We start from the raw sequence: 18,631 nt of genomic DNA, 5'->3' as shown, positions 1-18,631 counted from the left end.
ATTTGAACTCTGTCTCTGTTTCCGGCCCTACACCGAAAAGCTGATATTCGCCTGACCTGTGCCAGAACTGCCGAAATACGGGGTGTAGATGTCGATCTCGCCCTTATAGCTGCCCCAGCCAAGCGCCCCGAACAGCAACGCCGTGTCATTCATGGCGCATTCGCCCACGCATTTCTTGGCGTAGTCGGGCAGAAGCTCCAGAAACTCATCGAACCGGCCCTGTTCCCACAGGTCCAGCACGCGCATGTCCATCTGGCGGTTGAACTCGCCATTCACCGAGTTCAGACCTTCGACCGAGCGTTCATTGGGCGAAAAATCATGGCTCAGCGACCCCGAGGCCAGAATCGAGACATTGCGGTCCGATCGCGTGATGGCTTCGGCGATGGCCTCGCCCCAGGCCCGGTTTTCGGCAATCGACGAGAACTGGTTGACCGCCACGGGCAGAACCCGGGCGTTGACGCCCCCATTGATGAAATGCATCGGCAGAAGGGTGCCGTATTCCATTCCCATATCGGGATGCGAATGCCCCAGCGCCCGCTCGCCACGCTCGCGCAGAACGTCAAGGATGGTCTCGCCCAACGCGTGGTCACCGCGATAGTCGAACTCCATATCCGCAAGCATGTGGGGCAGTTCGTGGCTGATGAACCGGCCCTTGTGATGCTCTTTGGTGTTCAGGTGAAAACCCTGATTGGTGATCCAGTGGGTGTCGAACACGACGAACGTGTCGACCTTGCGGTCAATCGCGTCCTGACGCAGGCGCGCATAGCCGTCGATGGCCGGCTGGCGGATGCCTTTGTATTTCGGCATCGTGTGGGACATCCAGATGCTTGGCACATGCGTGATCTTCGCAGCCTGCACAATCTTTCCCATGACAGTTCCTCCTGTTGCATAAGATCCGGTCGGCGATCGGTATGCGGGCCTTTACTTACCCAGCTGCATGATCTTGTGCTGACCGGTGGCAAAACCGATATGCTTTTGTTCCATATAAAACTCGAACGACCAATCGCCGCCATCCCGACCGATGCCCGAGGCCTTGACGCCGCCAAAGGGCGTCGGCAGGTGGCGGACGTTTTCCGAGTTCACCCAGATCATCCCGGCCTCAAGCTTGTCGGTGAACCGCAACGCCCGCGTCAAATCATTGGTCCAGACATAGCCGGTCAGGCCATAGGGCGTATCATTGGCGATCTGCAACGCCTCTTCCTCGGTAGAGAACGGGATCGAGGTCAGGACGGGGCCAAAGATTTCCTCGCGCGCGATGCGCATCTGGTTGTTGGCGTTGGTGAACAGGGTCGGGCGGATGAAATAGCCTTCGTCGCCCAGTGTCTCGCCCCCCGCCGCGATGGTCGCGCCGTCCTGTTTGGCGATATCGAAATAGCTGGTGACCTTGTTATAGTGCTCCTCGGTGACCAGCGGCCCAATCTCGGTCGCCGGGTCCAGCGGATGGCCAACCTTGATGTTGTTCACGCGCTCGATCAGCCTGGCCTCGAATTCATCCTTGATGCTGTCCTGCACCAGCAGGCGAGAGGACGAGGTGCAGCGCTCGCCATTGATCGAGTAGATCATGAAGATCACCGCATCCAGCGCCCGATCCAGATCGGCGTCATCAAACACGATGACCGGGTTCTTGCCACCCAGTTCCAGATGCATCCGCTTGAGCGTATCGGCCCCCTGTTTGGTGATGATACTGCCGGTGCGGCTTTCGCCGACAAAGGCAATGGCCTTGATCAGCGGATGCTCGGTCAGGGCCTTGCCCGCGTCGGGCCCGAAACCGTTCACGGTATTCAGCACACCCTTGGGCAACCCGGCCTCTTCGGCGATTTCGACCAGCAGGCGGGCAGACAGGGGCGAATCCTCGGCGGGTTTGTGAACCACCGTGCATCCTGCGGCCAGCGCAGGTGCGATCTTCCAGGTCGACAGCATGAACGGCGTGTTCCATGGGGTGATCACGCCGACCGGGCCGATCGGCACGCGGGTGGTGATATTCATCAGGGTCGGCGATTTCAGGTGCTGCCCGTCCCGCGCCTGCACCACCTGATCCGCGAAATAGCGGAAATTCTCGGCCCCGCGCAACGCCGCCTTGGACATGAACCGCAGGGTCTGGCCCGTGTCCCAGCATTCGCACAGCGCGATTTCCTCGGCCCGGGCCTCGATCCCGTCGGCCACGTTCAGCAGGATACGGCGGCGTTCGGTGGCGGGCATGTCGCGCCACGCGGCAAAGGCCGCATGTGCGGCATCGGCTGCGGCGTCGATATCCGCAGCCGTGCCATGGGCCACGTCGCAAATCACCGATTTATCGACCGGCGAGGTGGATTGAAACACGCCAGCAGCCCCGCCAACATCCTGCCCCGCGATCCGGTTCCTGATACCGGTCTCTTTGAAACGCGCCAGGAACCCCGCCAGTTTTTCGAGGTTTGAATCGAGTGCACTCATGGCTCAGGTCTCCTACGTGGATGCGCCCAGATGGTCACGGATCGTGCCGGTCTTGGGCGAAAGCTTGGGGTCGATGTCGCGCATCTCAAGGGAAAGCGCGATGGAATGGTCGGCGAATGCGGGCTGTAGATAGGTTTTGACCGCATCGAAAATACGCTGGACGGCCTCGTGCTTGACATCATCAGACCGACCGGCGCGCAAACGGATCGAGATATCGACGAAACCATGCGCCGGGTTACCGTCGGCGATCGCATAATGATCGACCCGTGTGGCGCGGACGCGAATGCCCGGCATCGGAAAGGTCTCGATCCCAGCAGCGGTTGCCCGGATGCACTCACACAGGCCAGCCATGTCAATCTTGTCTTCCAGATTGCCGGAATACTCGACGTGAAAATGTGGCATGTACCCCCCTCCTATTGCTTAACATATTTAGTATTTTGAAATCACACTGTCAAGAACTTGTCTTGTTAATCTTTGCAATTCCGAAACTGGCGCTCTAGAAATCCGCATGACCACGCAAAGCCACACCAAAAGCACAGCCCGATCCCTGCCAATTGCCCTGCTACGCGCCCGCGAAACCGTCATGGCACCGATCCGGGAAATGCTGCATGACGTCCAGCTCAGCGAACAAAAGTGGCGCATCCTCAGGGTTCTGGACGAGCTGGGCGAAGTTGAACAAAGCACCATCGCGCATGAGGCCTGCCTGCTGCTGCCAAGCCTCACCCGCATTCTGCGCAAGATGGAGGCCGAGGCCCAGATCACCCGCCGCCAGGACGAAGAAGACAAACGCCGGACCATGGTCCGCATCACCGATACGGGCCGCGCGGTACTGGAAAACAACCTTGCCACCTCGCTGGCGATTTCCAGCAATATCGAGGCGCAGATGGGCCGCGAGAAGCTGGACCAACTGCTGGACCTGCTGGAAGAGCTTCAGGCGATCAAGGTCTGACCCCCCCCTACAGGCTGGCCAGCCCGGTATCCAGCGCCGACAGGATCTTGGCCACATCATCGGACGTGACGATCAGCGGCGGTGACAGGATGATGTTGTTGCCGGATACGCGGATCATCACACCATCCTCATAGGTCGCCTTTTGAACCTGCAGCGGCAGATGTTTGGCAACCGGCGTCTTGGTCGCGCGATCTGATACCAGCTCCAGCGCGCACATCAGCCCCTCGCCGCCCCGCACATCGCCGATCACATCGTATTTCTCGGCCAGTTTCTGCAGCCCCGCGAACAACTCGTCCCCGCGCGCACCGGCATTTTCCCAGATGCGCAGACGGTTGATTTCCGACAGCGCCGCAAGGGCCGCCGCCGCGCCGACGGGATGGCCGGAATAAGTATACCCCTGATCAACCGAGGCCTTTCCGGTCGTATCACTCTCGAACACCTCGGCAACCGCGCCCGAGATCATCGCGGCGCCAAAGGGGAAGTAACCATTGGTGATGGCCTTGGCCGTGGTCATGATGTCAGGCTGCACGCCCCAATGCCGCGCGCCGCTTTCGCTGCCGGTCCGGCCAAAGGCGGTGATGATTTCGTCCGAGATCAGCAGAATGCCATGTTTCGAGCAGACCTCGCGCACCATGGGCATAAAGCTGTGATGAGGCGGGATGACCCCCCCTGCCCCCAGAACCGGCTCCATGATGAAGGCAGCAACGGTGTCGGCCCCCTGAAACGCAATCTCAGCCTCAAGCGCGTTGACGCACAGTTGGGCCAGACGCTCGGGGTCCGTTTCGTCGAACGGGTTGCGATAGGCCCATGGCGCGGGAACGTGGAAACATCCCGGCATCATCGGTTCGTAGGCCGCCCGAAACTTCTGATTGCCATTGACCGAGGCGGCGGCGAAATGGGTGCCGTGATAGCCCTGCTTGAGGCTGATGAACTTGGTCCGCCCCGTCTGACCCCGTACCTTATGGTATTGCCGCGCCAGCTTCAGCGCGATTTCAACCGAATCCGATCCGCCCGAGGTAAAGAACGCGCGGGTCAGACCGTCAGGCGCAAAGAATTGCGCCAGTTCATATGACAGCTCGATGGCCTTGTCGTTGCTGGTGCCGCGGAAGGTCGAGTAATAGGGCAGCGCGTTCAGCTGATCTGCGATGGCCTGCTTCACCGGCTCGCAGGAATAACCCAGATTGACATTCCACAGCCCCCCGACCGCGTCCAGCGCCTTGTGGCCGTCGATATCAATGATGCTGACGCCTTCGCCACCATTCAGAATGGTAGGCGGGTTTTTCTGGCTGTCGGCGGGATGCGCCATCGGGTGCCAGAAATGACGGGCGTTGTTTTCCTTGAGAAAGTTCGAGTCTTTCATGTCACGGGCCTCCGGGAATGGATCCACCTGCTCAGGGGTGAAATTCGGTTGGGAATGTGTCGGGAAGCTGGCCGCCGAAAACCGCGGTCAGGTCAGTCGTCAGGGCGCGCAGGGTTGTCAGGATCCCGGGCAGCAGGTCGCCCGTGGCGCGGCCTTCGGGAACCGCAATGGCAATGGTTCCCAGGGCCACCTGATCAATACCGAATATGGGGGCTGCATAGCCGTGGACGCCACTCTCATAGCTTCCGTTGCTGTTGGCCCAGCCGGTTTGGCTGATTGCCGCGACGCGTTCGCTGATCTGAACCGGGTCGGTCAGCGTGGTGTCCGTGTACTGCACGTGGTCGTCCTGCCCGAGGCGATCCGCCAGAAACGCCGGACCAAAGCTGAGCATACACAGGCCCGAAGCGGTCGCATTGATCGGAAGGATCTCGCTGGGGTCCAGGCTGACACGGACGCTGTGATGGGTGGTTTCTACCACCAGCGCGGTCCGCAGCGCATCTTTTTCCAGCAAAGACAAATGCAGGCTTTCACCGACATCGTGCATGGCGGTCTGCATTCTCTGACGGGCGCTTTCGATGCCCGGTCGGGCAATCTGGCGCAACGCCGCCAGACGCAGCGCGACCGGTCCGACCGCATAGGATTTCGTCATCGGATTCTGTTCGACCAGCCCGTATTCCTCAAGCGCCCGCAGATGCCGCAGCGCGGTGGCCTTGCTCAAACCGGACAACCGCGCGAACTGACTCAGCCCGATTTCGGGCCGGGCGTTCGAAAAGTAGTTCAGCATTTTCAGGGCGTTCAGGGCGGTACCCATGTGTTTCATATCCTCTGGCTAAGGTAATACTTGACAGAATACGCTTAACAACGCAACATTATTATTGGTAACGCGGTTCAATTAATGAACCACAACGGGAGGTGCCAATGAAGAAAGTTCTAACAGCCGCCGCTTTTGTTGCTTCTGCAACGGCCGCACTGGCCGAGTACCCTGAAAAACCAGTGACCTTTGTCGTTCCGTGGCCTCCGGGCGATCTCGAGGACGTGCTGACGCGGATCATCGCGGATGAATTTCAAGCCATGTACGGCGTTCCGGCCGCCGTCGTGAACAAACCCGGCGGCGGCGGCGGCCCCTTCCCGGGCGCTGTCGAAGTGGCCACCGCACCGGCGGATGGCTACACCATCGGGTCCTTTGTGACCGACGTGCCCATCGGCGGTCCGCAGATCGGCATCCCCGAACTGTCCCCGAACCCGTTCGAGCCGATCGGCATTTTCATGACCTATCCTTTCGTGATCGCGTCCGGCAAAGATGCCCCCTTTGCGAACTGGGAAGAACTGGTTGCCTATGGCAAGGACAACGACGTGGCGCTGGGGCATTTCGGGTCCTTCCTGCCGCCCACACAGGTCACGTTTGCGGCCGCTATCAGCTCGGGCTTTGATTTTGCAAGCGAGGCGGCCTTCGACGCGCTGGACTGCAATACGTTGGCATCCGGCGATGTCGACGTGATCAACACGACGCTACAGCTGATCCTGCCCTGCATGGATGACGTCAACGTTCTGGCCAGCATCGGCAACGAGCGCATCAGCCTGACCCCGGACACACCCACCGTCAGCGAGTTGCACTCGGATCTGAACGTGGCGCTTTGGAACGGTCTGTTTGTCCACAAGGACACCCCGGCAGAGGCGCGCGATAAAATCGCAGCGGCGGCTCAGCAGGCGTTGCAGACCGAAAAGGCGCAAAACCTGATCGGTGAGACCGGCGTTCTGATCTACTGGCAGGACGCTGACGCCTCGAACGCGCAGATCGAGCGCGACAGCGAGACGATTGGCGCAATCCAGGCTCTGGTCGGCGAATAAGTGAACCGAAGGGTCGCGCGGGGATTCCGCGCGGCCTTTCCGCAGTTTGGGAGGGGGCCATGATCGCCAGAACGCTTCAGGATATGTTCAAACGATACCGCCGGCCCGGCGATGTCGTGTTCGCCAAGGCCTTCCTGATCTTTTCCGTCGTCCTACTGACGCAGCTTGGAGAGCAGACCCAGGTCGTCAAACGGACCAAGTGGTTTGCGCAACCCGGTTTCTGGCCCATGATCTCGCTTTGGGCGATGGTCATCTTTGCCTTTCTGCACTGGCTCAGCTCAGCCATGTCAGATCGCATTCCGGGCCGCTGGCCCGAGGTCGTCTTTTGGGTTCGGGCGCTCGAATACGTCGCCTATTTTCTGGTTTACGTCAAAGTCGTCCCGCTTTTGGGATACCTGCCGTCAACCATGCTCTTCGCCGTTTTCCTCGCCCTTCGCACAGGGTTCCGGGACGTCCGGTCCATCACGCTTGCCGCCGTTTTTGGCGCTGCAGTAACACTCATATTCCGCGCCTTCCTGCAGGTGAAGATACCCGCAGGGGCCGCCTATGAATACCTGCCCGCTTCCGTGCGCACCTTCGCGCTGACGTATCTCTGAGGTCCCTATGGAAACGCTTCTGTCAGGCCTTGCAATTCTGACGCAATGGCAGGTGATTGCCGCCTTGCTGGTAGGCTCCATCGGCGGCGTCATCATCGGTGCCGTACCCGGCGTCGGCGCGGCCGTGGCCATCGCCATCCTGCTGCCTGCCACCTTTGCATTTGAACCCATTGTCGGGCTGACGCTGCTGCTGGGCATCTATGGCTCGTCCATGTATGGCGGCGCGATCCCGGCCATTCTGATCAACACGCCCGGCACGGCGGTCAACGCGCTGACCACCTATGACGGCTATCCGATGACCAAACGCGGACAGGGGCACCGGGCGTTGTCGCTGGCCTATTCCGCGTCTTTCTTTGGCGGCGTCTTTGCGATCATCTGCCTGATGATCCTGTCGCCGGTCCTTGCCCTGATCGCCCCACATTTCGGCAGCCGCGAAATCTTTTTGGCAGCCTTGTTGGGGATCGTTCTGGTCATTCTGGCCCACCGAGGGCAGATTTTCGCCGCCGGTATGTTGGCCGCCTTCGGCATCTTCCTGAACACGGTCGGACTTGAGCCGGTCAAATACACCCGGCGCTTTACCTTTGACCAAAGCTGGCTGGCCTCGGGCGTCGATCTGATCGTGGTCGTGCTGGGCCTGTTTGCGATCAGCCAGGCGCTGCTGCTGTTGCTGGAAAAGAACCATGCCCCGGGCGAGGCGCATGTCAGCGGCAATATCTTCGCCGGTCTCAAGGAACTGCTGGGCATTAAGCGTGTCGCCACCGTATCCTCAAGCATCGGCGTCTTCATGGGCATGGTGCCAGGCACGGGCGAGTTCACCTCGCAATTCCTGTCTTACACCTATGCGCAAAAGACCTCGAAAAACCCCGAGAAATTCGGCGATGGCGCGCCCGAGGGGCTGGTGGCCTCTGAGGCCGCCAATAACGCGGTTCCGGGTGCTGCCATGATCCCGCTGCTGGCACTGGGTATCCCCGGCGAGGCGCTGACTGCAATGATGCTGTCCGTGTTCTACGTACACAACGTCATCCCCGGCCCGCAGCTGTTCGAGAACCAGATGGACTTTGTGATGGCGCTGTATATGGCGCTGATCCTGCTGAACGTGATCGTTCTGGTCTTCTTGCTGTTCTCGACCAACCTGCTGCTGAAAATCATCCGCATTCCGACCCGGTTTCTGGGCATCATGATCCTGATCCTGGCCTTTGTTGGCGTCTATAGCCTGCGCAACTCGATCACCGACTGCGCCATCGCCGCCGGGTTCGGAGTGTTCGGCCTGATCCTGAAACGGCTGGACCTGCCGATTGTGCCGATCATCCTCGGCATGGTTCTGGGCGGCATCATGGAGGTCAAGCTGCGCAGCGCCATGGCGCGGGTCAAAACCCCGCTCGATTTCGTCGACCGCCCGATCGCGGCGATCCTGACGGCGCTGATCGTGCTGGTCCTGCTGCTGCATTTCCGCACGCTGTACTTTGAATTCCGCAACAAGCTGAAACCCGAACCGACGGCGCAACCGGTCGATTCCGATCACCCCAATCAGCAAGGGTAATCCTGCCATGAACCAATCCGATATTGACGCCCTGCGATCCCAGACCCTGTCGCCCCGGTCCCATTTCATCGACGGGCGCTGGGTCCCGGCACAAGACGGTGGCCACCGCGACGTGCTGTCCCCGATTGACGGCACGGTGCTGACCCGGATCGCCGACGGCTCGCCAGCGGACATGGAGGCCGCGATTGCCGCCGCTCGCACCGCGTTCGAGGATGGCCGCTGGTCCCGCCAATCCCCGGCAGCGCGCAAGAAGGTCTTGTTGAAGCTGGCCGACCTGATCGAGAAACACGCCCTTGAACTGGCGGTTCTGGGCGTGCGCGACAATGGCACCGAGATCACCATGGCCCTGAAAGCCGAACCGCTGTCGGCGGCGGGCACCTTCCGCTACTACGCCGAGGCCATCGACAAGGTCTACGGCCAGATCGCCCCGACAGCGGACACCGTGCTGGGCCTGATCCATCACGCGCCAGTCGGGGTTGTCGGTGCTATCGTGCCATGGAACATGCCGATGATGATCGGCGCATGGAAACTGGCCCCGGCGCTGGCCACCGGGAATTCGATGGTGCTGAAACCCGCCGAAAGTGCATCCCTGTCGTTGCTGAGGCTGGCCGAACTTGCCGCCGAGGCCGGATTGCCCGACGGGGTGCTGAACGTCGTCACCGGCGCGGGCCGTGTGGTCGGCGAAACCCTGGCCCTGTCGATGGATGTGGACATCATGGTGTTCACGGGCTCGGGTGCAACGGGGCGGCGGCTGCTGGAATATTCGGCGCGGTCGAATATGAAACGCTGCTATCTGGAACTGGGTGGCAAATCCCCCAACATCATCTTCAACGACGCTCCGAATCTGAGCGAGGCCGCCAAAGTATCGGCAGGCGGCATCTTCCGCAACGCAGGCCAGATCTGCATCGCCGGATCGCGCCTGCTGGTGCAGGAAGACATCCACGACGATTTCGTGGCCGAACTGGTCCAACACGCTGAGGCGATGCGGGTCGGCGACCCGCTGGACCTGACCACGCAAATCGGCGCGGTTCATTCGTTGTCGGAACTGGACTCGAATCTGGATTTCGTAACCAAGGCCGAGGCCGAAGGTGCCAAGCGCCGAACCGGCGGCACGCGCATTCTCGAAGACACCGGCGGGTACTATATGGCCCCAACCGTCATGACCGGCGTGAAGCCCACCGACAACCTGTTCCAGAACGAAGTCTTTGGCCCAGTTCTGGCGGTCACGTCCTTCAAGGACGAGGACGAGGCGATCCGGCTGGCAAACGACACAGTCTACGGCCTGTCCTCGGGCGTGTGGACATCGAACCTTGGCCGCGCCCACCGCATGATCGCAGGCATCCGCGCAGGCGTTGTTCACGTGAACACCTATGGCGGCTCTGACTTGACGGTTCCGCTGGGCGGTGTGCGCCAGTCGGGGAACGGGCATGACAAGTCATTGCATGCGCTAGAAAAATACCTCGATCTGAAAACCGCATGGATCAAACTCTGACCACAGAGCAGATCGCAGACACGGACCGGAGGACCCCATGACCGACAAAACGATCCTGCTGATCGGGACATACGACACCAAAGACCCCGAGATGCGGTTTCTCGAAGACGTCATCCGCACGCAAGGCGCAAATGTACTGACAATGGACGTGTCCGTTCTGGGCGATCCCCAAGCCCCGACCTATATCTCAAAGCACGAGGTCGCCGCCGCCGAAGGCATGACCATCGACGAGGTGATCGCGCTGGGGGATGAAAACAAAGCGTTCCGCGTCATGTCCGCCGGGGCCGCCAAGGTGGTGGCAAAAGCCTATGCCGACGGTCGGCTGGACGGGATGCTGGCCACCGGCGGCACCATGGGCACCGATCTGGCGCTGGACTGCGCGCAGGCGCTGCCGATGGGAGTGCCGAAATACATCGTCTCGACCGTCAGCTTCTCGCCCCTGATCCCACCCCACCGTCTGGCCCCGGACATTCAGATGATCCTGTGGGCCGGGGGGCTCTATGGCATGAACTCGGTCTGCCGGTCCTCTCTCAGCCAGGCCGCCGGTGCCGTGGTTGGTGCGACCAAAGCCGCCATCGCGCCCGACCGCAGCAAGCCACTGATCGGTATGACCAGCCTGGGGTCGTCCTGCCTGCGCTACATGAAGACCCTGAAACCGGCGCTGGAAGACCGCGGCTTTGAGGTCGCCGTGTTTCACTCGACCGGCATGGGCGGCATGGCCTTCGAGAAACTGGCAGCCGAAGGTGCCTTTGCCTGCGTTATGGATTTCTGTCTGCAGGAGTTCGTCAACTTTCTGGCAGGCTCGGTCGTCTCAAGCGGGACGGACCGCCTGACAAATGCCGGGCGCTCGGGCACACCGCAGATGGTTGCGCCGGGCGCGCTGGACCTGCTGGATTTCGCCGGCTGGCAAGAGATCCCCGACCAGTACACCGACCGCCCTTTTCACGAGCACAACCGTCTGATCAAGAGCTCGGTCTTCAACGGCGACGAACGCCGCGCCTGGATCCGCGAACTCGCCGACCGGCTGGATGCCGCCACTGGACCGGTTCATTTTTTCCTTCCAACTCAGGGCGTCGAGGCCTGGGACAAGGAAGGCGGCGAGACCCACGATCCCGAGGCCCTTGCGGCCATGGTCGACGAAGCCCGCAAGATCATGCCGGGCCGGGTATCGATGACCGAACTGGACACCCATATCAACGACAGCGCGTTCTGCGACGCGGTACTGGCCCAGTTCGATGCATGGCTGGACGCTGGAGTTGTCAGCCGGAGTTAGCGGGCACGTTGCGCCCTGTCGGGCGATTCAATAGTGCTGATCACGGAGCGCTTTGGCGAGGCTATACTTTCCGCACCGCTTTGCGCATAACGATGGCATGTCCGTTATCGAATACGTCTACTCGGCTCATTCCGCCTTTGCCTATCTCGGATCGGCAGAGTTGCGGCGTATTTGCGCCCAACATGATGTGACTTTGGTGCATAAACCGGTCCTTCTGTCCCCGGTTGTTGAGGCGCAAGGAAGCCAGCCATTTCGCGCCCGCACGCAAGCGCATGTGGATTATTTCTTCGGGCGCGAGATCGAAAGATGGGCGGAATATCGTGGCGTTCCGGTCATCCGGTTCCGGCCCACTTTTCACGATGCGGATTACAGCCTGGCCTCGGGTCTTATCCTTGCGCTTGGCGAGACCGGGCCCGGCCCTGACGCCATGGCGCATCGATTGCTTGAAGCGCATTGGCGCGACGATGCCGACCTGTCAGACACCGCGACACTGGCGGCGATTGCCGCCGAGCTTGGCCACGATCCCGATGCGCTGCTCAGGCGCGCAGGGTCGTACGGGGTGCAGCAACAGCTGGCTGCGAACTCGGACTGGGCCCGCGCCAAGGACGTATTCGGATCCCCGACCTATATCGTGAACGGGGATCCGTTTTACGGTCAGGATCATCTGGAACTGGTGAAACGCGCCCTTATTCAACCCTTCGCACCATCGACATGGGCAAACCCGTCGGTTGGGTGATGCGCCAGCCAGGCCCAAGCAGCTACCGTGCTCTCCCCGATTTCTGAAACAGCAGCGATAGCAGCCCCAGCGCGGCGGACACGATGATCAGCAGCAAGGACACGGCGTTAAGAACCGGGGTCGATCCTTGCTTGAGCTTGTCGAACATCGTGATCGTCAGCGGCGACTCGGACCCGACCAGTATCAGCGTCGTATTGAAGTTCTCGAAACTCATCAGCAGCGCGACCACGGCAGAGGCGACAATCGCGGGCAGCAGGAACGGCAGCGTGATCTGACGGATCGCGCCCCATTTGCTGGCGCCCAGGTTCAGGGCCGCCTCCTCGAGGCTGGGGTCGAACTTTTGCAAGCGCGCAGAGATTACCAGGGTTGCAAAGGTGGTGATAAACGAAAATTGCCCGAGGATCACCAGCATCAGCCCGGGCCTCAGACCATCAAACCAAAGGCCTGTCGCGTCTTCCAGATTATTCGCCACGGAACTGAAGAAGACGAGGATCGAGATACCAAGGATCACACCGGGGATGATCAGGGGCAACAGCATGAGCATATAGAGGAACGCCTTGCCTCTGAACTCGTGCCGGACGAACAGGAAGGCGTTGCAGGTGCCAACCACGACGGAAAGCCCCGATACCCAGGCCGCGACAAAGGCCGAGATTCCGATGGACCGCATGATCGAACGTTCGTTGAAGACGCCGATAAACGGCGCGTCGGTGCCAAAAAACCATGCCATCGTAAAGCCTTCCCATGGCAGCGACGGGAAGACGCTGTTGTTGAAGGCAAAGACGCAGACCACGGCCAGCGGCAGCGCGAGATAGATGAAGAAAACCGCGACATAGGCGCGATAGCACAGCTTAGTGAAGGCGGGCTGGGGAATACTGGGTATCATGAGCGCCCCATCGTCCCGGACAGCGACTGGCCCGACAGTTTCAGCCCAAGGAACACCACAAGCGACGACAACGCCAGCAGCAGGAAGCCGAAGGCCGAGCCGAGCTCCCAGTTAAAGCGGGTGATGAATTGGGTGTAGATCATGCCGGTGAACCACAGGCTGTCCTTGCCGCCCAGCAGGATCGGGGTCAGGTAGTTGCCCAGTGACAGCATGAAGACGACAATGCAGCCCGAGACGATGCCAGGCATGGCATGAGGGATCACGATCTCTCGCATGATCGACATGCTGGTTCCGCCCAGATCATAGCCCGCCTCGATCAGGCTGTCGTCGAGACTGTCCAGCGTGGTCACCAGCGGAACAACCATGAACAGGATCGAGGTATAGACAAGGCCCACCATGATCGCGGCGTCGTTATACAGCATCTCGACCGGTCCGCTGACCAGCCCGAGATATTGCAGGACGTTTGAAAACACACCGGTTTCGCGCAGCAGGATCATCCAGCCAAAGGTGCGCACCAGTTCGGACACCCAGAACGGGATCATGCACATCAGAAACAGCGTCGTCTTGGTGCGCCCCCGGGTGAGTTTGGCGATGTAATAGGCAATCGGAAACCCAAGGATCAGCGTCAGCGCGGTGGCCAGTATCGACATGATCGCGGTGCGCGCAAAGGTGCGCCAGTAAAGCGGCTCGGTAAAGAAGGCGGCGTAATTGTCAAACCCCGTCTCGTATTCGCGCGGCCCAATCTTTTCGCTGATCGAGACCAGGAACAGGCCCACATGCGGCAGGATGATCAGCACAATCAGCCACAACAGGATCGGCGCCAGCAGCAGGTAGAACCCCAGCCGTGAGGTATCGGATACCATGGCTCAGCCCTCCGCCGCCGGATAGCACCGCGCCTGTTTGGGCTGCCAACGGGTGCGCACCGCATCACCCTTTTGCAGCGTGGCAAATTCACCGGTTTGCGGAAGCGCCGCTTTCCAGCTGACGCCGTCGGTACCCGTCACGGTCACCATGCTGTTGGCGCCGTTGAACAGGACGTTCTCGACAATGCCGGGGCTGACGTTTGAGGCATCGCCCGCGTCGGCCCCGTTCGGCACCAATTCGATGGCTTCGGGTCTGAGGAAAACCTGGACGTTCTGGCCCGCTTGCAACTGCGCTGCCCCGGCGGCGACACGAATGTCCGAACCGCCATCCGCCCGCAGGATCAGCATCCCCTGATCCGTTGCGATAACCTGCGCCGATATCTTGTTGGCGTCTCCGACAAACCCGGCGACAAAGGCCGTATCGGGCGCGTGATAGACATCATGCGGCGTGCCGATCTGTTCGAACCGCCCCTTGTTCATCACGGCGATATTGTCGCTCATCACCAGCGCCTCGGACTGGTCGTGGGTGATATAGACAAACGTTGTGTTAAAGACCGACTGAAGCGACTTGAGCTCGACCTTCATATGCTCGCGCAGCTTCAGGTCCAGCGCACCCAGCGGTTCGTCCAGCAACAGCACATCCGGTTCCAGAACCATGCAGCGGGCAATCGCGACCCGTTGCTTTTGCCCGCCGGACAGCTGATCGACCCGGCGGTGCGTCACGTTCGGCAGGCCGACACGGTCCAGCACCTTTTCCACGCGGGTCTTGATCTCGGACTTTGACACGCCGCGCTGGCGCAGACCGAAGCCCACATTGTCGCCGATATTCATCGTCGGAAAAAGCGCAAGGTGTTGGAATACCATGGATACCGGCCGTTTGTTCGGCGGCACCCCGATCATGGATCTGCCCTTGATCAGCAGATCTCCGGCCGACGGGGTCTGAAACCCGGCGATCATCCGCAGCAGCGTGGTCTTGCCACAGCCCGAGGGGCCGAGGATCGAAAAGAATGAGCCTTGCGGCACGTCGAAACTGACATGATCGACAGCACGGAACGCGTCGAAATCCTTGATCAGATCACGGCATTCAAGGTCAGGGGTGGTATTCGTCAAAATTGCAACCTCGCAAGAAGCAAAAGGGCACCCGAAGGTGCCCCCTTTTCGTCCGGTGTCTGTTCTTTAGTTGGCCGCGTTGATCCTGTCCAGCGTCGCACCTTCCATCGCCTCGAGGCCTGCGGGGACCGGCGGGTACCATTTGATGTTGTCGATCGCTTCCTGATCGAAACTGCCCTGATACCGCGCCTTGAGATCGGCGTTGACGCCCGCATCACCATCGACAGCAGCGGTGAAGTTACCAGCAGTATTGGTGATCATCGCTGCGATTTCGGGGCGCATCACGAAGTTGATCCAGTCATAGGCGGCATCATCCGCACGACCACGCGCAGGCAGGACAAACGTGTCGATCCAGCCCAGTGCGCCTGCTTCCGGTGCCACAAATGTGATGTCGGGATTGTCCGCGTTCAGCTGCCAGCCGCCGGTATCCCACGCCATCGAGGCCACGACCTCGCCCGAGCGCAGCAGATTCTTGATCTCGTCACCGCCGCCCCAATAGGTTTTCACATTGGGTTTGCATTCGGTCAGCTTCGCTTCGACCTGATCCAGAATGCCCTGATAGGCGTCGCTGTCGCCATAGGCGGCAAAGGGATCAAGCCCCATGGAATAGGCAAACCCGATCAGCGTCGGGCGCTTGAGGCGGTACGAGACCTTGCCCGCAACCGATGCATCGCACAGGTCGGTATAGTCGGTCACATCCCCGGCCTCGGCCGTATTCACCACCAGACCGCTGGTGCCCCAGACATGCGGCAGGCCATAGACCTCACCATCAAAGGTTGTGTTCCCTGCCGTCGCACTGAGCATCGACGGAATGAACAGCTCCGCATTCACGCGGGACATATCGATGGGCTTGTAGATCCCAAACTCTTCCTGCGCGCTGGTGATCCGGTCCTGGCTGGGTTGTGCCAGATCGAACCCGCCGCCGTTGGTCGCACGCAGCTTTGCGATCATTTCTTCGTTGTTCGATGTCGTAACCTCGACCGTGTGGCCGGTTTCGGCCTCAAACTTCGCGATCACGTCTTCCGGCGCGTACCCGCCCCACGTCAGCAATCTGAGCGTGTCGGCCTGCAATGCCGGCGCCGCAAGCGCCGACACGACGACAGATGATACGAGCAAAGAATATTTCATGGTTTTCCCCTTGGTAGATCCAGTAACGCGAAGCTAGATGGATGTTTTTTGTAACAGCATTAAGTCAAACTATCCCGGGCGAGTCCATGACCATCTTTTGCGCCTTTGCAAGTCACGGGCGTGCGGCCAAGATCGCCAAAGGCCCCGACAACAAAATAGGGCGGACCCAAGGCCCGCCCCATCTCAAAAGATCAAATCGGATCAGAAGTTGAAGCGTACGCCGAAATCCGCGCGGATCTGGCGGTCTGCGGACCCTTCCTTGATGCTGCCAACACCCCCGCGCAGCGTCGCGCCCGCGCCCAGATCGTAGATCGCACCGATCCCGATTTCCTGGGTGTCGCCATCCGCGGTGCCGTCGCCATACGATGCCAGAATGGTGGTAGCAGCACCCAGATCATAGGCCATCGACACACCATACGCGGTGCCGTCGGTCTCTTCGCCCAACGAGTTCACCTCGGTGTCGTCATCCCGAGCCAGAAGCAAAGTGCCCGAGAAGTCGCCCAGATCAGCGCCCAATGTGAAAATCAGCAGGCTGGGATCAATACCGTCTGCAGGTCCATCGGTTTCGCCATAGGCGAGGGCAACGGTGACGTTCTCAAAGCTGTACTGAAAGCTCACATCCCACTGATCCGCACCGCCCAACGCAACATTGCCGTTGTCGGTCGAGTTCTGGTCATAGGATGCACCGACCGCGAAGTTGCCGATTGCGTATTTGAAGAAAACGGCATTGTCGCCCGTGCCGGTCGAAGTGTAGCCCAGAATCTCATAGTTGTCGCCGGATCTCTGATCGACAAAGCTCTCCAGACCGGGCTGGTTGCCGGACCGGTTCGGCATGTTCTCGATAGCACCACCGACGTTGCCCACGTCGACACGCAGGCCCTCGTAGATCATCGAAAAGCGCGCGCCGTTCAGCCCTGCCGCACCGGCTTCACCAGTGGTCGAACTTTCGTCAGCCTGCAGACGAACACGGGCCGAGAACTCGATCCCGCCGTCGGTTTGGGCGACGCCGTCGAGGTTCAGACGGAAACGCGAAATCAGGATGGTGTCGGAGATGTTGTCGTTGGTGGTCGAACGGTCCTCGAGGTAACCGATACCGAAGCGTCCGTAGCCGCTGAACTTGATCTCGGCGGCTGCGGTGGTGACACTGGCTGCCAGCAGCAAGGGCGTCAGTGTATACAGGGTCTTGTTCATCATAGTCCTCTCATTCCTCCTCTGATTTTCAGAGTTTTCTTTCGGTGCACGCTTGGGCCAGGTGTCAGCCCAGGGCTGGTCAACATGCGCGCGCAGGGTAAAGTCGGGCTCAGTCTGCCGCGGCGAAAACACCGCCGGTCGGTCACAAGTGCCGCCGATATCCACACCAGATCATCGCACGGGTGGTCTGGCTGTATATCTGGATTGATGTGCAAACCTCATTTTCGAATCCGACTGACCAGCTTATGGCTTGGGTCTCGGAAGATCGAAATCTTATTAAGTTACCCGAGGCGGGCATAAGGTGAAATTATGAGATCGGCCTTATGATGCGATAAGGCAATGCAATAAAGTATTCTGCCATCGCAATCCGTCCTAAGGGATACCAAACGCCCCCGGAGGACATCATGGATATCTGCATACTTCACATCGGACATACGGAACCCGGCGAAAAGCCCAAGCACCTTCCATCGCCTCAGAGGTTTCGAAATGCGCTCGAGCCGCATCTGCCCCACGCAAACTGGACGGTGGTCAGCGCCGTCAAGGACACGCTGCCCCAGCCTGCGGCCTTTGACGCCTATATCATCACCGGCGGGAAATACTCGGTGTTTGAAGATCTGGATTGGCAGGACCGGCTGTTCGATTTCATCCGCGCGGTGGACGAACAAAAGATCAGCATGATCGGTATCTGCTACGGGCATCAGGCCATCGCCCATGCACTTGGCGGCGCGGTGGAGCGCAGCCCCAAGGGCTGGGGCGTCGGTCTGATGCCTGTGTCCGTGACCCGCGATACCGGCTTTGCCGCACGGGCCGACGACATCATGCTGCACGCGATGCATCAGGATCAGGTTGCCACCGCGCCTGAGGGGGCCGAGATCTTTCTGAGCAGCGATTTCTGCCCGGTCAGCGGTTTCACCATCGGTCAGCATTTGCTGGCCATTCAGCAGCACCCTGACTTCAATCCCGATATCAATCGCGATCTGATCCTGAAACGCATCGAACGCATCGGTGCAGTTGCAGAACCTGCGCTGACATCATGTGACGGGCCGGATGACACGCCGGTCAGTGTCGGCTGGATGGCGGCGTTTCTCAACCCGGCCGCAAGCCAGCGCAAGACCGCATAGTCAGACGCAACCAACATCATCGGCGGCTCGGTTGAGCCGCCGTTTTCATTTCACGCCAAGCAATTTCATCCAAACCGGAGCCCGCCCCATGAACCGAGAGCATCAAATCCT

18 protein-coding genes are annotated in these 18,631 nt (G+C 60.2%); 8 read left to right on the top strand and 10 right to left on the bottom strand.

Annotated features, from left to right (window positions below):
- Window positions 1–27: 27 nt before the first annotated feature.
- The 3 genes from hpaD to ACR0J1_RS18990 are packed head-to-tail and all read right to left on the bottom strand — an operon-like array spanning window position 28 to window position 2,832.
- A complete protein-coding gene (hpaD, locus tag ACR0J1_RS19000; protein ID WP_480734235.1) occupies window positions 28–870 on the bottom strand; it encodes a 3,4-dihydroxyphenylacetate 2,3-dioxygenase in 843 nt (280 codons plus the stop codon).
- Between the two features lie 51 nt (window positions 871–921).
- The gene (gene hpaE / locus ACR0J1_RS18995) at window positions 922–2,430 is read right to left on the bottom strand and encodes a 5-carboxymethyl-2-hydroxymuconate semialdehyde dehydrogenase (protein ID WP_480734234.1); all 1,509 of its coding nucleotides are present in this window, start codon (window positions 2,428–2,430) and stop codon (window positions 922–924) included.
- 12 nt (window positions 2,431–2,442) lie between these two features.
- Entirely contained in the window at window positions 2,443–2,832 is a 390-nt protein-coding gene (locus tag ACR0J1_RS18990; RefSeq protein WP_480734233.1) for a 5-carboxymethyl-2-hydroxymuconate Delta-isomerase, read from the bottom strand.
- A gap of 106 nt (window positions 2,833–2,938) precedes the next feature.
- Here ACR0J1_RS18990 and hpaR point away from each other — a divergent pair, with 106 nt between their 5' ends.
- On the top strand, window positions 2,939–3,379 hold the full coding sequence (gene hpaR / locus ACR0J1_RS18985) for a homoprotocatechuate degradation operon regulator HpaR (protein ID WP_480734232.1): 441 nt from the start codon (window positions 2,939–2,941) through the stop codon (window positions 3,377–3,379).
- Between the two features lie 7 nt (window positions 3,380–3,386).
- Here hpaR and ACR0J1_RS18980 read toward each other — a convergent pair whose 3' ends face one another.
- On the bottom strand, window positions 3,387–4,739 hold the full coding sequence (locus tag ACR0J1_RS18980) for an aminotransferase class III-fold pyridoxal phosphate-dependent enzyme (RefSeq protein ID WP_480734231.1): 1,353 nt from the start codon (window positions 4,737–4,739) through the stop codon (window positions 3,387–3,389).
- Between the two features lie 31 nt (window positions 4,740–4,770).
- Entirely contained in the window at window positions 4,771–5,550 is a 780-nt protein-coding gene (locus ACR0J1_RS18975; RefSeq protein WP_480734230.1) for an IclR family transcriptional regulator, read from the bottom strand.
- 107 nt (window positions 5,551–5,657) lie between these two features.
- Between ACR0J1_RS18975 and ACR0J1_RS18970 the strand changes: the two genes are divergently transcribed.
- The 6 genes from ACR0J1_RS18970 (at window position 5,658) to ACR0J1_RS18945 (ending at window position 12,224) form a co-directional block, all read left to right on the top strand.
- Window positions 5,658–6,587, top strand: a complete 930-nt coding sequence (locus ACR0J1_RS18970) for a tripartite tricarboxylate transporter substrate-binding protein (RefSeq protein ID WP_480734229.1) — start codon at window positions 5,658–5,660, stop codon at window positions 6,585–6,587.
- A 59-nt stretch (window positions 6,588–6,646) separates the two neighbouring features.
- Window positions 6,647–7,183, top strand: coding sequence for a tripartite tricarboxylate transporter TctB family protein (locus tag ACR0J1_RS18965; RefSeq protein WP_480734228.1), 537 nt, complete (start codon window positions 6,647–6,649; stop codon window positions 7,181–7,183).
- A 7-nt stretch (window positions 7,184–7,190) separates the two neighbouring features.
- The gene (locus ACR0J1_RS18960; protein WP_480734227.1) at window positions 7,191–8,723 is read left to right on the top strand and encodes a tripartite tricarboxylate transporter permease; all 1,533 of its coding nucleotides are present in this window, start codon (window positions 7,191–7,193) and stop codon (window positions 8,721–8,723) included.
- A 7-nt stretch (window positions 8,724–8,730) separates the two neighbouring features.
- Window positions 8,731–10,215, top strand: coding sequence for an aldehyde dehydrogenase (locus tag ACR0J1_RS18955; RefSeq protein WP_480734226.1), 1,485 nt, complete (start codon window positions 8,731–8,733; stop codon window positions 10,213–10,215).
- Window positions 10,216–10,252: 37 nt separating this feature from the next.
- Entirely contained in the window at window positions 10,253–11,488 is a 1,236-nt protein-coding gene (locus tag ACR0J1_RS18950; RefSeq protein WP_480734225.1) for a Tm-1-like ATP-binding domain-containing protein, read from the top strand.
- Window positions 11,489–11,585: 97 nt separating this feature from the next.
- Entirely contained in the window at window positions 11,586–12,224 is a 639-nt protein-coding gene (locus ACR0J1_RS18945; protein ID WP_480734224.1) for a DsbA family protein, read from the top strand.
- Between the two features lie 22 nt (window positions 12,225–12,246).
- Here ACR0J1_RS18945 and ACR0J1_RS18940 read toward each other — a convergent pair whose 3' ends face one another.
- The 5 genes from ACR0J1_RS18940 to ACR0J1_RS18920 form a co-directional block, all read right to left on the bottom strand.
- Window positions 12,247–13,107 (bottom strand): ABC transporter permease, encoded by an 861-nt coding sequence (locus ACR0J1_RS18940; protein WP_480734223.1) that lies wholly within the window; start codon window positions 13,105–13,107, stop codon window positions 12,247–12,249.
- On the bottom strand, window positions 13,104–13,970 hold the full coding sequence (locus tag ACR0J1_RS18935; RefSeq protein WP_480533053.1) for an ABC transporter permease: 867 nt from the start codon (window positions 13,968–13,970) through the stop codon (window positions 13,104–13,106). Before ACR0J1_RS18935 ends, ACR0J1_RS18940 begins: the two co-directional genes overlap by 4 nt.
- A gap of 3 nt (window positions 13,971–13,973) precedes the next feature.
- Complete coding sequence (locus tag ACR0J1_RS18930) at window positions 13,974–15,080, bottom strand: ABC transporter ATP-binding protein (RefSeq protein ID WP_480734222.1); 1,107 nt, start codon at window positions 15,078–15,080, stop codon at window positions 13,974–13,976.
- 66 nt (window positions 15,081–15,146) lie between these two features.
- Window positions 15,147–16,208, bottom strand: coding sequence for an extracellular solute-binding protein (locus ACR0J1_RS18925; RefSeq protein ID WP_480734221.1), 1,062 nt, complete (start codon window positions 16,206–16,208; stop codon window positions 15,147–15,149).
- A 201-nt stretch (window positions 16,209–16,409) separates the two neighbouring features.
- Window positions 16,410–17,402: a porin gene (locus ACR0J1_RS18920; RefSeq protein WP_480734677.1), complete on the bottom strand. Its 993-nt coding sequence runs from the start codon at window positions 17,400–17,402 to the stop codon at window positions 16,410–16,412.
- Window positions 17,403–17,803: 401 nt separating this feature from the next.
- On the opposite strand from ACR0J1_RS18920, the gene ACR0J1_RS18915 reads away from it, so the two are divergent.
- Window positions 17,804–18,520, top strand: a complete 717-nt coding sequence (locus ACR0J1_RS18915) for a type 1 glutamine amidotransferase (protein ID WP_480734219.1) — start codon at window positions 17,804–17,806, stop codon at window positions 18,518–18,520.
- Window positions 18,521–18,631 lie beyond the last annotated feature (111 nt).

Source organism: Ruegeria sp. CJ3 (assembly GCF_056536725.1).
This window is presented reverse-complemented; position numbering and strand designations above follow the sequence as displayed.

What these genes read in the sequence shown, in the direction of transcription:
- ACR0J1_RS18915 (WP_480734219.1), top strand. Translation starts at nt 17,804, where the DNA reads ATGGATATCTGCATACTTCACATCGGACATACGGAACCCGGCGAAAAG.
- ACR0J1_RS18960 (WP_480734227.1), top strand. Translation starts at nt 7,191, where the DNA reads ATGGAAACGCTTCTGTCAGGCCTTGCAATTCTGACGCAATGGCAGGTG.
- ACR0J1_RS18945 (WP_480734224.1), top strand. Translation starts at nt 11,586, where the DNA reads ATGTCCGTTATCGAATACGTCTACTCGGCTCATTCCGCCTTTGCCTAT.
- ACR0J1_RS18955 (WP_480734226.1), top strand. Translation starts at nt 8,731, where the DNA reads ATGAACCAATCCGATATTGACGCCCTGCGATCCCAGACCCTGTCGCCC.
- ACR0J1_RS18975 (WP_480734230.1), bottom strand. Translation starts at nt 5,550, where the DNA reads ATGGGTACCGCCCTGAACGCCCTGAAAATGCTGAACTACTTTTCGAAC.
- ACR0J1_RS18965 (WP_480734228.1), top strand. Translation starts at nt 6,647, where the DNA reads ATGATCGCCAGAACGCTTCAGGATATGTTCAAACGATACCGCCGGCCC.
- ACR0J1_RS18925 (WP_480734221.1), bottom strand. Translation starts at nt 16,208, where the DNA reads ATGAAATATTCTTTGCTCGTATCATCTGTCGTCGTGTCGGCGCTTGCG.
- ACR0J1_RS18970 (WP_480734229.1), top strand. Translation starts at nt 5,658, where the DNA reads ATGAAGAAAGTTCTAACAGCCGCCGCTTTTGTTGCTTCTGCAACGGCC.
- ACR0J1_RS18950 (WP_480734225.1), top strand. Translation starts at nt 10,253, where the DNA reads ATGACCGACAAAACGATCCTGCTGATCGGGACATACGACACCAAAGAC.
- hpaE (WP_480734234.1), bottom strand. Translation starts at nt 2,430, where the DNA reads ATGAGTGCACTCGATTCAAACCTCGAAAAACTGGCGGGGTTCCTGGCG.
- ACR0J1_RS18935 (WP_480533053.1), bottom strand. Translation starts at nt 13,970, where the DNA reads ATGGTATCCGATACCTCACGGCTGGGGTTCTACCTGCTGCTGGCGCCG.
- ACR0J1_RS18980 (WP_480734231.1), bottom strand. Translation starts at nt 4,739, where the DNA reads ATGAAAGACTCGAACTTTCTCAAGGAAAACAACGCCCGTCATTTCTGG.
- ACR0J1_RS18940 (WP_480734223.1), bottom strand. Translation starts at nt 13,107, where the DNA reads ATGATACCCAGTATTCCCCAGCCCGCCTTCACTAAGCTGTGCTATCGC.
- ACR0J1_RS18920 (WP_480734677.1), bottom strand. Translation starts at nt 17,402, where the DNA reads ATGATGAACAAGACCCTGTATACACTGACGCCCTTGCTGCTGGCAGCC.
- hpaD (WP_480734235.1), bottom strand. Translation starts at nt 870, where the DNA reads ATGGGAAAGATTGTGCAGGCTGCGAAGATCACGCATGTGCCAAGCATC.
- ACR0J1_RS18990 (WP_480734233.1), bottom strand. Translation starts at nt 2,832, where the DNA reads ATGCCACATTTTCACGTCGAGTATTCCGGCAATCTGGAAGACAAGATT.
- hpaR (WP_480734232.1), top strand. Translation starts at nt 2,939, where the DNA reads ATGACCACGCAAAGCCACACCAAAAGCACAGCCCGATCCCTGCCAATT.